This window comes from Spirochaetales bacterium (assembly GCA_016930085.1).
Taxonomy (GTDB): domain Bacteria; phylum Spirochaetota; class Spirochaetia; order SZUA-6; family JAFGRV01; genus JAFGHO01.
In genome coordinates this window covers 1-14,062 of record JAFGHO010000048.1, presented here as the reverse complement: position 1 = coordinate 14,062, position 14,062 = coordinate 1, and the positions used below count along the sequence as shown (strand labels likewise).

At 45.9% G+C, this 14,062-nt stretch carries 12 protein-coding genes; 7 read left to right on the top strand and 5 right to left on the bottom strand.

All coding sequences use genetic code 11. The annotated features are described in order from the left end of the window. Positions 1 to 139: 139 nt before the first annotated feature. Positions 140 to 1,111 (top strand): response regulator, encoded by a 972-nt coding sequence (locus JW881_07815; protein MBN1697405.1) that lies wholly within the window; start codon positions 140 to 142, stop codon positions 1,109 to 1,111. Positions 1,112 to 1,175: 64 nt separating this feature from the next. Here JW881_07815 and JW881_07810 read toward each other — a convergent pair whose 3' ends face one another. Continuing rightward, the gene (locus JW881_07810) at positions 1,176 to 3,050 is read right to left on the bottom strand and encodes a CotH kinase family protein (protein MBN1697404.1); all 1,875 of its coding nucleotides are present in this window, start codon (positions 3,048 to 3,050) and stop codon (positions 1,176 to 1,178) included. Positions 3,051 to 3,259: 209 nt separating this feature from the next. After that, on the bottom strand, positions 3,260 to 4,441 hold the full coding sequence (locus JW881_07805) for a fused response regulator/phosphatase (protein ID MBN1697403.1): 1,182 nt from the start codon (positions 4,439 to 4,441) through the stop codon (positions 3,260 to 3,262). 240 nt (positions 4,442 to 4,681) lie between these two features. Between JW881_07805 and JW881_07800 the strand changes: the two genes are divergently transcribed. Beyond that, on the top strand, positions 4,682 to 5,365 hold the full coding sequence (locus JW881_07800; GenBank protein MBN1697402.1) for a hypothetical protein: 684 nt from the start codon (positions 4,682 to 4,684) through the stop codon (positions 5,363 to 5,365). A gap of 23 nt (positions 5,366 to 5,388) precedes the next feature. Here JW881_07800 and JW881_07795 read toward each other — a convergent pair whose 3' ends face one another. Continuing rightward, the gene (locus tag JW881_07795; protein MBN1697401.1) at positions 5,389 to 5,661 is read right to left on the bottom strand and encodes a hypothetical protein; all 273 of its coding nucleotides are present in this window, start codon (positions 5,659 to 5,661) and stop codon (positions 5,389 to 5,391) included. A gap of 175 nt (positions 5,662 to 5,836) precedes the next feature. On the opposite strand from JW881_07795, the gene JW881_07790 reads away from it, so the two are divergent. Then, positions 5,837 to 6,754 (top strand): hypothetical protein, encoded by a 918-nt coding sequence (locus tag JW881_07790; protein ID MBN1697400.1) that lies wholly within the window; start codon positions 5,837 to 5,839, stop codon positions 6,752 to 6,754. Positions 6,755 to 7,286: 532 nt separating this feature from the next. After that, positions 7,287 to 7,829 (top strand): hypothetical protein, encoded by a 543-nt coding sequence (locus tag JW881_07785; protein ID MBN1697399.1) that lies wholly within the window; start codon positions 7,287 to 7,289, stop codon positions 7,827 to 7,829. Between the two features lie 192 nt (positions 7,830 to 8,021). Here the strand turns inward: JW881_07785 and JW881_07780 are convergent, their stop codons facing one another. Beyond that, on the bottom strand, positions 8,022 to 9,083 hold the full coding sequence (locus JW881_07780) for a histidinol-phosphate transaminase (GenBank protein MBN1697398.1): 1,062 nt from the start codon (positions 9,081 to 9,083) through the stop codon (positions 8,022 to 8,024). A 103-nt stretch (positions 9,084 to 9,186) separates the two neighbouring features. On the opposite strand from JW881_07780, the gene JW881_07775 reads away from it, so the two are divergent. Next, the gene (locus tag JW881_07775) at positions 9,187 to 9,666 is read left to right on the top strand and encodes a TM2 domain-containing protein (GenBank protein ID MBN1697397.1); all 480 of its coding nucleotides are present in this window, start codon (positions 9,187 to 9,189) and stop codon (positions 9,664 to 9,666) included. Between the two features lie 33 nt (positions 9,667 to 9,699). Here the strand turns inward: JW881_07775 and JW881_07770 are convergent, their stop codons facing one another. Then, positions 9,700 to 10,578, bottom strand: a complete 879-nt coding sequence (locus tag JW881_07770) for a hypothetical protein (GenBank protein MBN1697396.1) — start codon at positions 10,576 to 10,578, stop codon at positions 9,700 to 9,702. A 142-nt stretch (positions 10,579 to 10,720) separates the two neighbouring features. Here JW881_07770 and JW881_07765 point away from each other — a divergent pair, with 142 nt between their 5' ends. Both JW881_07765 and JW881_07760 read left to right on the top strand, forming a co-directional pair. Further along, a complete protein-coding gene (locus JW881_07765) occupies positions 10,721 to 11,962 on the top strand; it encodes a YbfB/YjiJ family MFS transporter (protein ID MBN1697395.1) in 1,242 nt (413 codons plus the stop codon). 482 nt (positions 11,963 to 12,444) lie between these two features. Next, positions 12,445 to 14,062: hypothetical protein (locus tag JW881_07760; GenBank protein ID MBN1697394.1), on the top strand; the 1,618-nt coding region annotated here is incomplete at its 3' end.

Here is a 14,062-nt window from a genome sequence, read left to right as displayed (position 1 = left end):
TTAAGGAATAGCCACATGCGGCGCCGAACGAACGTGAAAGCACCGAGTATTTTCCGTTAAATTCATCCGGCACTCGCGTATCAAAATAATCCTTGCGGAGTGATGCTGATATGGGTTACAATAGAGAAGGATAATACCGATGAAAACGGACAAAACACTTGAAGGATTCACGATTCTCATCGTCGATCATTCGATTGCCGCACGCGGACTGTTTTCCAGATATATCGTCAGGGCGGGCGGCAAGGCGATAGCGGTACTCGACGGGAATGAAGGCCTCAAGCTGCTCGGGGAAGAGCATATCGATCTTCTTGTTACCGATATCGATGTACCCGGAATCAATGGATTCGAGTTGATCGCACGGCTGAAAGAGTCGAATATCAACATTCCGCATATCATCATGACGACTGCGGATATCGACAGTTATATCAACCTCGCGATCGAAAAGGACATCGGAAACATCATCACCAAAGAGATTAACGAGGTCGAGTTCATAAGAACATGCAGAAACCTGATTACGGGAGAGAACATATTCGGTCTGAAGCATTATATCCCGGAGGCAAAAAAACTCGTCACCGAACATATCAACAATACCGTACAAATAAAGTCGATTATTCAAAAGATAGTCGATTATGCCCTGAAGCACGGCATGCCCGGGGAAAATAAAACCTACCTCGCGATAATCCTCGACGAGATCATATCGAACTCCGTTTATCACGCCCACGGCCACACACAGGCGAAACTCGAACACAGGGCCGTCGAACTGCAGGCCAACGAGATCGTCGAGGTATGTTACGGCTATAACAACTATCATCTGGGGATATCAGTTACCGATTTTCGCGGAACCCTGACAAAAAAAAAGATACTCATGTCGTTTAAAAACGTGATCGATCAGAAAAAGCTTATCGAAAGTTCAAAGGATCTTCTCGAGATCGATATTGTCGATACCATCCCGACATCGGGGCGCGGCCTTCAGATGATACGGCTCATGTCGAACGATTATTATTTCAACATCAAGCCCGATGTCATGACCCAGGTCATCGTCATGGTCAATATTTCAAAAAAAGCGATCACCTACCACAACAGCTCGATCAAGATCAACGAGTTGTGGTAGGTCCTTCGAGACCTTCGCACTCCGTGTTTCCCGAAGTCCTTCGTGTTAACAAATTCTTTCATATTCACGGCACATACAGCCCGGCCGCTTCGAGTTGTTCCAGAACGATGGCGGTGCGTTTCGGAAAAAACTCTTCGAGTATCTGCTTTACCGCCCACACCCAGTTTTCTTTTGTCATGGGCTTGTTCCGTTTCCCGTCGCCCCATCGGGCGGATTCGGCGATGATCGCAAGATCGATCCGGTTCATTCTTTTTTTGAAACGGGCGAGGTTGTTTTCATACGTAAGCGCCCCATCGCCTGAAAAATGTTTTTTGACCCGTTCGTCGAAGCGTTTTCTGTAACGGGGGCTTTTTACCAGGGCGTTGTGAAGGTCCTGTGGGGTGAATTTTTCGAACCGCGGGAAACTTCTTATAAGATCGACCCGGTTTTCATACAGCCCTGTTCCGACGGCAACCGGATCGACAAAAAGACAGTGTTCCGCATCGTGAACCAGAAAGAAAAACCCCCTGTCGTTGTCTGTTCTGTTATATATAGCATAGAAATTGTTCGGGTCGCGGTCGCCGCGGAATTTACAGAGGGGGCAGTCGAAGTTTCCCGTATAAAAAACGATGATCATGAAATCGATCAGATTATCGATGTCGACAAGCACCGCCTTATCGGACTCACGTTTTCCCTCGCCGTTTCTGCCTTCAAGACGAAAGTATGCTTCATCGGAGGCAAATCCGGCCCGAGCGAGATCGTATACGCTTCGCCAGGCTTCCGTGGTACCGTCGGTCGCCTCTGTTTTATACATATTCCATCGTTCACCGACATCGACCTTGATGACGTCATAATCGTCTACCGAACCACCGAAATACGCGGCCGCGTACCTGGCATCGGGCCTTTCCTGTGTCTGGTACAATCCCCAGTAACAACCGTTGAGAAAAAGGTGATAATATTCGCTTCGCGTATACGGCTGTCCCATATCACCCTGCAGATCTCGTGAAAATATATCACGCAGCATGGTATTGTAAAACGCGGTATCGTATTTGTTGGCCCAGGAATAGTTCTGTGATGTCCTGAGATCGATTTTGTCAAAGCTTTCCACCCCTTCGTCGCCAAAGAGGGGATAATCGAGTTTACCCTTGCCGTATTCTTTTCTGAAAAACAGCCGGAACGAGTGTTTCAGAAAGTCCTTGTGCCTGCTCCATCCCCCGCGAATCCGTATACCGGCGTTGATCTGAAACCCCACTTCCTCATCGATAAGCTCGAGCGAGCCGGCCCGTTCCCATTCCCTTCCATGATATTCGGGGTTTGTATAAATCCCTGTTTTTCTGTCGAAAAAATTTTCATGCCCGGAAACAAGGGAGAGAATCGGTATCTGCCTGAAGGCGGGAAAGAGGTCTTCTTTGTATTCCTGTTGAGTGTAAATTTCCGGATCGAGTCCGTAATCGAATTGCTGATATACTTTCGAGTATTTGTTCTGTTCCGGCCACAATTTTCCGGGCTGTTTTTCGTTGGGAGACAACGAGGCGATGTCGTTCAGGAAGAGGTATGAATGTGTCACCGATTCGCTGGGATTATACCCTTCCGCGCAGGCTGATGCGCGGAGAATCACGGCGGGAAGGGTTCCGTTCGGATTGCGATACGGGTCGATACGGATGACGGCCGGTGAGGGGAGGGTGATTGCACCGGTTGCTTCAAGCGGGTCCGAGCAGTCGAGGGTATAGGAAATGAAAGCTCCCGGCGTATCCGAAGACACACTGACCGAAAAAGCGGACTCGTAAATGCCGTGTGTAACACTGAAGACCGGTTTCCGTGTATCTTCCTCATAGACAGGAACTGGCCGGTTTTCTCTGATAACCGCCGCACCGGGATTCACGCAGGAGAAGGAAAGCACATTGAGGAAGACCCCCGATATAAGCGCGGTGACCGGTAATGATATTTCGGGTTTTTTCATAGGATCCCTTTTTTGATCGTGGTAATACGCCACGGTGAAGATCACCGTAACGGGCTTTTCTGTTATTGAATATATCGCAAAGAAAAAAAGGCGGCAATGTGCTCGATATCCCCCGGCTTCATTTTTCTCCTCCGGGAGATGCCGCGATGGCTTTTTTCAACCGATTGCGTTGATACGTTCCGCGCATCGCGTTAAGCAGGAACACTCACTCATTTTCTTTCTATTCCGATAATCGTCACATCGTCCAAGATGATATTGTTACTGAACCCGGCAGCCTCTTTGTACAACCCTTCACAGAGAACGTTTACCGGAAGTTGCCGGTTCTTTACGAGAAGCTTTTCTATTTTTTCAACACCGAGACGCCGGTTATCCTGATTCTGTACTTCCACGAGTCCGTCGGTAAAGGCGATTATTTTCTCTCCTTTTTGTAATTCAATCCTCGACTCCTCGATATTGACCATATCATTGTCCACAAGGCCCATAAACACGATATTACCATTGATCAGACGGTCGACTTTCCCCGTTGTCCGGTAATGAAGCAGTGGTGTTTCAAAAGCGCCTGAAAAGGTTATCGATGCGGTCTTTTCGTTTAATACAAGATAGCTGCCTGCCGCGAAGCTGCCTCCCGGGAACTGTCTGACAAGCATCGAATTGAGTGTCTTCACCGTTTTCTGGGCCGATATCCGCTCTTTCAGGTTCATCGCGGTCTTGAATGCATTGGCGAGGGTAAACGAGAGAAGTGCCGCCTGTATCCCGTGTCCGCAGATATCCCCGATAAAAATACCGATAAAATCCGGATCGAGACGAATAACGGAAAAAAAATCACCGCCGATAATTTCGCTTTGCCGCGATAAGACATATATGGAAAATGTATCCGATTTCTCGATTTTATCTGGGAAAATCTCTTTCTGGAGTTTTCTTGCCATCTTGATTTCTTCTTCGAGTTTTTTATTGCGCTGGCTTAATTTATTCATCAGGTCCTTGTTTTTGGTTTTCAAATCATGGTAGGCAAAGCAGCGATTGAACACATGTAACATCTCGTCCTTTACCTTGTCGACTTCCGCCTTGACGATATAATCATCCGCATTCCGCATAAGAGAAATAACGATATTTCTGTCCGTTTGATCACTCAGCATAATGACAATAACATCCGGAAAAAGCCTTTTTAAATGATGCAGGACTTCTTCGCCGTTCATTTCAGGCATATTGTAATCAAGCAGCACCAGATCGATATGTTTTTCCGTGAATAAATCGATGGCGGCTTTTCCGTTATTGACTTGATATATATTTTTAAATCCCGCCTGCGAGAGTACCGTAGAGATAAGCTGGCGTACTATGGAAGAATCATCGACGATCAGGATATGCTTTTCAAAATATATTTCTTTCTCCATACTATTAAATCTTAGTGAAAAATAGTTTCATTGCAATAAAAAATGCCTGTTTTGACGTATAAACCACTCGGAATAGTATCGTTTTTCGTGTTGTATAAAGATACCGATTATCAAAATCGGCGCATATCGGCCGTCCGGAAAATCAGCGCAGTGATTGAAAGAAATCGGCCGTGGAATTTATTTTAAAAAGGCATTATATTGATGTAATGAAAGGGAAATTATAATAAGGCGGGAACAGGTATGACCGATACTGTATGGAAACGGACAATGTATGTCTGTGTGATGCTGATGCTTTTTTGTGTCAACCTCGCGGCTTTAGAAAAGAAAGAATTTCTCGATGCAATTCAAGTATATGAAACCAGGGCGTTCGAGGATTGTGTTTCTATCGAATTTTACGAGCACGGCAGTGTCTTTATAAAAACCGGAGGAAAGCTCGTCACTCATTATACGATTAAAAAACGCTATATATATGATTTTACAGAGAAAAAGATATACTCGAAGGTGATTGAGTTCGACCTTATAGCGGGAAAAAACAGGGACGGGATATCGGCAGGTGATGAAAAGAAGGAAACGTTAAAACGGCTTTATGAACTCAATCGTTTCTTTTCCATGAACTGGAAAACCTCATCGATCGACGAAAAAGAGGGAACGATCGATTTTACCGCGACCGAATGGTTTGTCGATTTCGAGTGCCATATGAACTATGATCCTGCCACGCATTTCCCCACCGGCATCACTATTCTGACAAACAAAGGCTTGATGGAAATGAGTATGGCTTTCTCGGAGCACGAAAGCTTTTATCTTCTCGATTCCTTTATTTCAAGAGGAACCTATAATTTCCTTTTTCAAGATCACATGGTCGATATCGACATGAAACGGGATGGATACAGGATAATCACCAGGGAAGATGTTTCGGGGCAGTAATCCCATTGAGGTGTCGTCCCGTATCAGCGTTTTCGGGATGCCGTGGCATCTTCAGAAAGCCAGAATTTCCACCAGAGGGATTTATAGTGTTTGCAATTTCCGTTCGCATTCTTGTCTGTTTTTTTTCTGCAATAATTCCCCGTATTCGTGAACCTGTCCTCATAGGTACAGAAAAGGGAGCCGTAGAAGCCCCTGTAAGCGCAGTTTTTACAATATACATTCATGGCCGGGATCTGCCTCGATGACATTTCATGGCGGGATATGCCCTTTCTGTTTTTCGATCGTTTGAGTTTCATTTATTATTTCGGCAGGAGGAGGCCATAAATTTTAACGGCATCGACCTTTATGTGAAAATACGGGGTAAATTATGCCAAAAAGCCTGTTTATTATAGTCCGGAATCGTGTTATACTCATCCAGGTAAGGTAGAATAGAGAATATCGATACAGCATTATCGTATTCAAGAGGAGAACATGAAGGCCTTCGGATTTATCTGTTTGATTCTCATTATATCGGTTTTTTACTCCTGTTATTTCGAGTCGGGAACCGCCGCCGAAGCCCTCCTTCTTGTCGGCCACACCGAATGTGACCTTTCGACAATCGCTGATGCCGAGATCGCGAAAGCCAGGCGAGTCCTCCATATCGCCTATCAGCATACCTCGCACGGAAGCCAGCTCGTCACCGGCATGAGGTGCCTTGCAGCATACCCCGATTTCAAAGACAGGTACCGCTTCAGTGAATTTCATGATTCGTCATCACTTCACCTATATGATTACGGTATACCCGGATGCGCGGATTTAAGCCAGGGGGACAGCGAGGATGAAAACGGTGACACACCATGGGTCGCAGCAACCCGCGGTCTTCTCGATGATCCGTCAAATTCGCACATCAATGTCATCGTATGGTCGTGGTGCAGTATTTCAGGCCACAACGCCGAACGGTATGTCGTCAACATGGAAAAACTCATTGCCGGATACCCGGGGGTCGTTTTCGTGTTCATGACCGGCCACGCGCAGGGACAATCGGAAAACATGACACCAGACAGTGTTCATTACAATAATGAATACATCAGAAACCACTGCCTCGCCAATAACAGGGTTCTCTACGATTTTGCCGATATCGAAGCCTACGACCCCGACGGCGACTATTTCTGGGACAGGGCCATGTACGATAATCTATACTACAACGGGGGAAACTGGGCCGTGGAATGGATAGCGGAAAATCCGGATTCCGAACTCGCCCGCCTTGCTGTGGGAAACGGCGTTGAGGGATACGGCGGATGCAGCGGGTGCGCCCATTCCGATACCCCCCCAGAGGCAAACCTCAACTGCATTCTCAAGGCTCAGGCCGCATGGCTCCTCTGGGTATCAATCGCGAAACGGTATTTTTAATAGCTGCCTTTGAGGAAAATCTTGAAAAATAAATACAAAAAGAAGAGGAAGTACAAAACAGCGTAATCACAATGGAACCATCGATTTTAACGGGAATTTTGGAGATAATTTATAAACTGGTGATAATCTCTTATATCTGCCGGGTTACTGATATTAGTTCATGTTCAAAGTGTTAAAACGCTTATAAAAAGGAAATAATTATCACGAGACCTTGACCTCCCGGAATCGATCTATGGAATTCTCCATTGCTATTATCTTTTCCCGGCATCCTGATTTCCTTATTATCATGTTCCTGTTGAATAAATTATTTTATAATATTTCTCTCGTATTGCTGGCAGAGAAATGGTTTTTATTAATTTCTTTGCGTGCTTTGCGTACTCTATGAAAACATTTTTGTTCCTCCTTGAATTATAAAAACTTTTTACATAGAAAGATTCTATCAGATTTTTCCTCTCTTTCAGAAAAAATCAATGCGGTAGGTACTTTTTAAGCGTTATATAATGTATGAGAATAATTATTCAAGGAGTGTCTCGTGATAGAATCCGATCCGCATGAATTCCATTTTATCATTACTGATATTATGCGAGAAAAGCTGCGTAACCTGAAATCATTCGGTTCAAGGCGTACGTTATCAGGAGTCATTGTCGGGATTATGTCTCTTGTTGATCCATTGATTATAAGGGAACATCAATGGGGAAGGCAGCGAATGAGCCGATATCAACCGGTATCGAACCATCCCGATGAACGCCGGGAACATGTGCATGTGTATTTCCCGGAGGATGTTTACCGAAAGATCAAGTTACTGCATGCCGATTTAAATTGCTATAGTATCGCGCAGCTTTTGAGGTGGTTGTTGGAGTTGTTTTTAGTGATGGTGGAGAAATATGGGAAAAAAGTCATTGAAGAATTCGAGAAAAGATTTAAGCAATGGAGTAACGAGAAGAAGAGATTACAACAGTCCCTCAGGAAAAATTTACGACAATTGTTAAGGATAATTCAGCATCTACATGGACAAAATAGACTAATTTCTCTCTATACGAATCATTATTCGCCATTTTATATACTCCGACTATAAAAACATAATGTCAAACCATACCCCGCTTTCCACAAATACATCCCCCGCCAAACAAAACAGAATAATTATGCCTGACAGGTCCAATACATTCATACATTATAATACCGGGAACGACAGACTCCTGACTCAAAGACGTAATTAATTAACAAGAATTATTTCTCGTATCCTATCCGACGCCTGTATAAATATCTTCTATTTTTTCCGCAGTAACTCTTTCAGCAGATTGATAAAAAGCCTGTTCTGTTCTTCCGTACCGACCGTCACCCTGATCCCGTCCGGCATCCCGAGTACCGGTATAGGACGGATCGTTACTCCACGTTCCATAAGGGTCTGGAATGCTTCCCTGCAATCCATCCCGATACGGAGAAAGATAAAGTTGGCGGCGCTTTTCAGATACCATAATCCCATGGCATCGAATTCGCCATAGAGATATTTCTTGCCTTCATTGTTGACCGTGAGGGATTTTTTGACAAACTCGTGATCGTCCAGTGCCGCGGTCGCGGCGACCTGTGCGATCGAATTGATATTAAAGGGTTCTTTTGTTTTATGCAGATCGGCGATCACTTTTTTTCCGCCTATTCCGTACCCGATGCGAAGACCGGCAAGTCCGTACAATTTAGAAAAGGTTCTGAGGATGAGAATATTATCGCGTTCCTTAAGACGCGACAGCGTGTCGGGGAAATCCTTTTCCGTGACATATTCGACATACGCTTCATCCACGACAATGAGCACTGTCTCCGGTACGTCTTTGATGAAATCATCAAACTCCTTCCCCGTGAAGTAGGTACCGGTGGGATTATTCGGATTCGCGCAAAAGACGACCCGTGTCTTTTCGTCGATAAGTGAGGCCAAAGCCGGCAGGTGGTAGGTGAAATCTTTCATCGGTGCATAACGCATAACGCCCGCGAAAAGGGTCGTTGCAAATGTATATTCGGAAAAGGTCGCTTCCGATGTAACCGCGTTCAATCCTTCCTCGATATAAGCTCCCGCGATAAAAAGAAGTATTTCGTCCGAACCGTTTCCGATGATAAGCATGTCTTCCGTAACGCCGTAAGCGCGGGCGAGTTTTGCCTTGATCGCTTCACAATTGGAATCCGGATAAAGCCAGATTTTATCGAGGAAACGGCGGACCGATTCGATCGCCTTTGGAGAGGAACCAAGGGGATTCTCGTTCGAAGCGAGTTTGACCGCACCCTCTTTCAGTTTTCCTGCAATATAGGGAGTGATACCGGTGAGATTTTTTCTGAGTTTCATTCCGAAAGTATAGAAAAGTCGGGTTATATTGTCAATGGGGGGATGTATTCTTGTCATATCCGGCTATTTTTGCTATCATGATTTTATCAAAGGAGGAAAAGGAATGTTTAGTCTTGAAACGGCGCGTATTCTCTGGGTTCTTTCCCTGTTTATTCCCGGTCTCCACAGGTTTTACCTCGGGAAATGGGGATCGGGTTTGCTTTACCTGCTTACCGGAGGCTTTTTCCTTTTTGGAACGGTGATCGATTTTTTCAGGCTGCCGCAGATGGTCGGCGAGGCAAACCTTGCCTTTAAATACAAACAGGTATTGTATCAGAGTTCGTTCCCGGAACCGGTCAAACAGAAAAAAAAGGAATCCCTCGAACGGATAATCCTGAAGGTCGCGAAGAAAAACTCCGGATTTGTCACCCCTGCCGAAGTGGTCATCGAAAGCGATCTTACCATGGATCAGGCAAAGGAATATCTGGAGAAGCTTGCCAAAAAAGGATATGCGGAAATGCGGGTGAAAACAAACGGGGTGATCGTTTATTGTTTCCCCGAGTTTATGACAGAGACAAAATCAAGCGGATACGAGGACTTCTAAAAGACCGCCTGTACCATCCCGCTTTTTGGTAGCCTAAGGCAATTGGATCCCCGACGGCAGGAGTCTGATCGATCCGAAATGAATCGAAACGATCTTTTCCGCGGGAAAGGGGGGGGATAACACAGTCAGCTTTTTTTTCCCCGGATTAAATGATTGTAAAATACCCAGACTGATGACAAACTGATTTCTGTTGCAGAGGGCCACCAGCAGCTGATCCCATGAATCTTTTACGCTTCCATCCGGAATCATTCCATGAAAACCGATTCGACCGGTGTCAAGACTCGATAATTCGGTGTTCGTGAAATAATGACGGAATCGTTCTTCACGGTTGTGCCGGCGTTCTTCCTTCGATCGCGATCTGACAGCTTGAGAGGCGGCTATGGAGACAATACGAAAACGTCGACTGAAATTAACAAGAAGGGACTCGAGTGGAAAATCCGAAGCGAGTTCGATGATATAATCCGGGCGAATCAAATCGATCACGGTAAACTGAAACTCCCTTGCCGCGCTTCCTCTGACAAATCCCGATGAATCGATGATTAACTTCTCGACGCCGAGTTTTTCCGCTTTTTCCGCACACCGCTTTATTCCGGAAACAGTCTGAAGAAGGTGACGGGTGGGGGTGATATTCCCGATAAATCTCAGATAAAACGCATCCGGTTTGTTTAGTCCGGATACAATTTCGGCTTTCCCATAGATGCCCAGCCCGATTGTGGCCGGCGGGCCGATCGTCGATTGCCCCGGATCGCAGTCGATATATCCGATCGAAAAATGCTTTCTCAGGGACGAATAGAGGAAAGAGGCGAGGGTGGTTTTACCGGTATCGACACCGCCTATAATGTATACGCTTCCGATCGTGTGGTCGTTTTTGATTTCAGCGAGGATGTTGTCCCATGCTTTTTCCGTGATCATATTCGATTGACACCGATTATGACAGAATGACGTAAAGCATGCAAGGAATCTTCATATTCTCTTTTCATTGACATTTTCATCCCGAAAGACTATAAACGAAAGATATGTCGGTCATCGATTTCGGAATAGTGAGGTGGAACAGATGAGTATAGGCAAGGGCGGACTTCATTATGGATGGATCATTCTCATTCTGGGGATCATTGTCGTCACCGGCGCCCTTGGATTTGCGAGATTCGGGTATACGACGATACTTCCGGATATGAAATCGGGATTGGGCCTAACCAATGTCGAGGCAGGCGATATCGCATCGGGAAACATGATCGGTTATCTCGTTCTGGCGCTGACGTGCGGCATCCTCGCTTCACGATTCGGGCCGAGGGTGATGATCGGTGTCTCGTTGCTCGTTGTCGCCGCTTCCATGGCGCTGACCGGTCTCGCGGGCTCCTTCGTCATGGCGCTGGTTGCCCGTACGATCACTGGTATGGGAAGCGGGGGCGCGAATGTACCCGTTATGGGTCTCGTCTCTTCCTGGTTTCATCCGAAAAAGAGGGGACTTGCTGCCGGGATCGTGGTCAGCGGTTCGAGTTTCGGTCTTCTTGTCACGGGGAGTATCCTGCCGGGTATTCTCGATTCGGGGGTCGATGGATGGCGATATGCGTGGTATGTTCTCGCGGCCCTGACGCTGTGTATCGCCTTCATCGGTTTTATATTTCTGAGAAACTCGCCCGCGGAGAAAGGGATTACCCCCGTGGGGGCGCAGATAGTTCCGGAAGAAAAAAGACGGAAAACCTCACGGCTCGAATGGGGCCGTATCTATAAAAATCCTTCCGTCTGGCACCTGGGAATCATCTATATTCTTTTTGGTTTTTCATACATCATTTACGCCACGTTTTTTGTGCACTACCTTACCGGGGAGGCGGGTTACACAAAAGAAGCGGCAAACTGGCTTCTCGCCCTCATTCTCGGCGGCCTTAGTATCGGAAGCGGACTTATCTGGGGCATTGTCTCGGACAAGGTGGGAAGAAAATACGGGCTTGCGATCGTCTTCTTTCTCCAGTTTTTATGCTTTACGATATTCGGGATCTGGAATGAACCGGTAGGCCATATTATTTCTGCGATACTCTTTGCCCTTACGGCATGGAGTATTCCGGCAATTATGGCGGCGACAACCGGTGATGTCGTCGGATCCCAACTCGCACCTGCCGCCCTGGGCTTTATCACGCTCCTTTTCGGTATCGGTCAGTTCCTGGGGCCCGCAATGGCCGGACGGATCGCCGATGCGACCGGTTCATATTCAAAAGCATTCGTCATTGCCGGTGCGGCGGCGTTACTTGGATCGGTGTTGTCCCTTTTTATCAAGCGTCATACAGCCCGCGAAGACTGATCCTGCCGTTTTTTGATGTTGGTTTTTCTTTCCGGGATATCCAAAAAATCGAATACCCGGGAGATATATCCATTATCGAGTGACCTTCGGCAGTGGTATCGGCTAAAGCGACCTTGGTTTTCCCTCATGCAACGTATTTTCTTCCCCATGTCAAAGACGGTCTATATGAGGAAGAGTCAGTTCAATTGGCAAATTGATCTTTTTTATAGTATACTATATGGAAGAAAGTTATGTCTTCAGATCCGTTATCGAATATCGCGAGTGGGGAGAGTTGTTTTTAGATAAATACAATAACAGTCGATAATAGAAAAGGAAAGCACCATGCTTATACTATTTGAAACGATGATTCGTTCGGAATCATGAGGTGAACCCATCATACGGATTTTCGACAAAGCGTGGGTCAGCAATACTGATGGTATATGAAATCGGATGAGCGATTATGGATCGTTTTTTAACGGAAAGCACTTCCGGATGAATATATAGTGACGAGGAAACGAAGCCAGATGAGGCAAAGCCTGAAGATAGCATTAAGTTTTTTAATCTCGATCATTATTGCCGCTCTCCTGCTCTTTCTGCCATCGTCCGGTCTGTTCTTCAGGTTTGTCACGACAAATTTTTATGCTCCCAACCTCAAGGCCCAATTTGAGAAAAAGATCGAAGAGATCGCACGATTCGTTGACTCCTATCATCAGGAGAATATCGACCGTTTTTCCGATACTCTGGACAATCCGTTTATTTCAAGCGCATTTCTTCCCGAACAGAGTCAAAGTCTTTCGGACACACAGCGGAGGGAGGAGGTCTATGCAAGTCTGCAGCAACGTCTTCCGAATCTTCTCTTTGTACGGTTTTTGGAATCGAACGGCAGAAAGATACATTTCAGTACCCTTCCTTCGGATTATACGGACAGAAAGGCTTTGGGGCAGCGAATTTACTTTAACTATAATCAGGTAGAACAATCGATTGATGCCGACGGACTATTATGCACAAAAGAGGACAAATACAAGCTTGTTGTCGACGGTGACAATTCACGGTTTATTTATACGTTTCCGGTTATCGATTCCTATGATATTCTGAAAGGGACCGCTCTCTATTATGTATCAAAGGAAGGCCTTGCAGTCCGCCTGGCCTCACTAAGTGAACCCGCTTTAGGCCGGGAATTATCGCTTATCGGAGATAAGGGAATCTTGATCAACCTTCCGGAAAGCGAGCGTGAAAAAAGCAAAGAAAATATCCTCCGTATTTGGGAGAATAGATCCGGTGAGGCACCCTCCTACGGGAATCTGTTTGTTGTGACAAACGGAAAAAATATGGAATACAGGATTTTTTCTTCACCATCAAAACTCGATGGTATTGTGTCGATGATCATCCCGGAAGAACAGTTTGAAATAGGCGGATTCTATGAAGTCGTCATTGTCGTTCTTATTTGTCTCACGATTTTTCTGATCGTCTATATTCTTTTCAATATCAAACAGGATCCTCTTGTGGTGATCACGAGGAGGATAAAATACCTTCAGATTCAATTCATCAAGCAGTTTATCGATGCCCAGGAAGAAGTCGACTGGGCGAAGTGGCGGCGGGATTTGATGATGAGTGGTTCGCAATTGAAAAAGTATATTAAAAAGGGAATAGGGAAGATTAAAAAGGAGCGTCAGGAAGAAGTCGACGATCTGATTAATAAAAGCTGGGATAATATTCTTTCAATTATCGGGAAAAAGGCGGAACAAAAACCCCGGACTTCTATCGATATCGGGCGAATAGAGCAGCTCATCGAGCGGGCGCTAAAAAGCGGAAATATAGCCATTCCGGCGGAACGTGCCGTGGAACCGCCTGAAAAAATGAATGAAGATACCGAAGAAGAAGGCATCGGGGATGTTGAGGACATCTCCCCAGCCGAAGATACCCTGTCAATCGGGAAAGAAGTTGAGGCCGTCGTCGAAGATATTATCTCTTCAGGTGAAGGTAAAAAAAGCGGAGCGGGTACCGGGATTGGAGAAGTCGAAGAGATTGATGAAACCGAAGGAATCGGGGAAGCCGATGAAATCGGGGAAGCCGAAGGAATCGGGGAAGCCGATGAAATCGGGGAAGCCGATGAAATCGGGG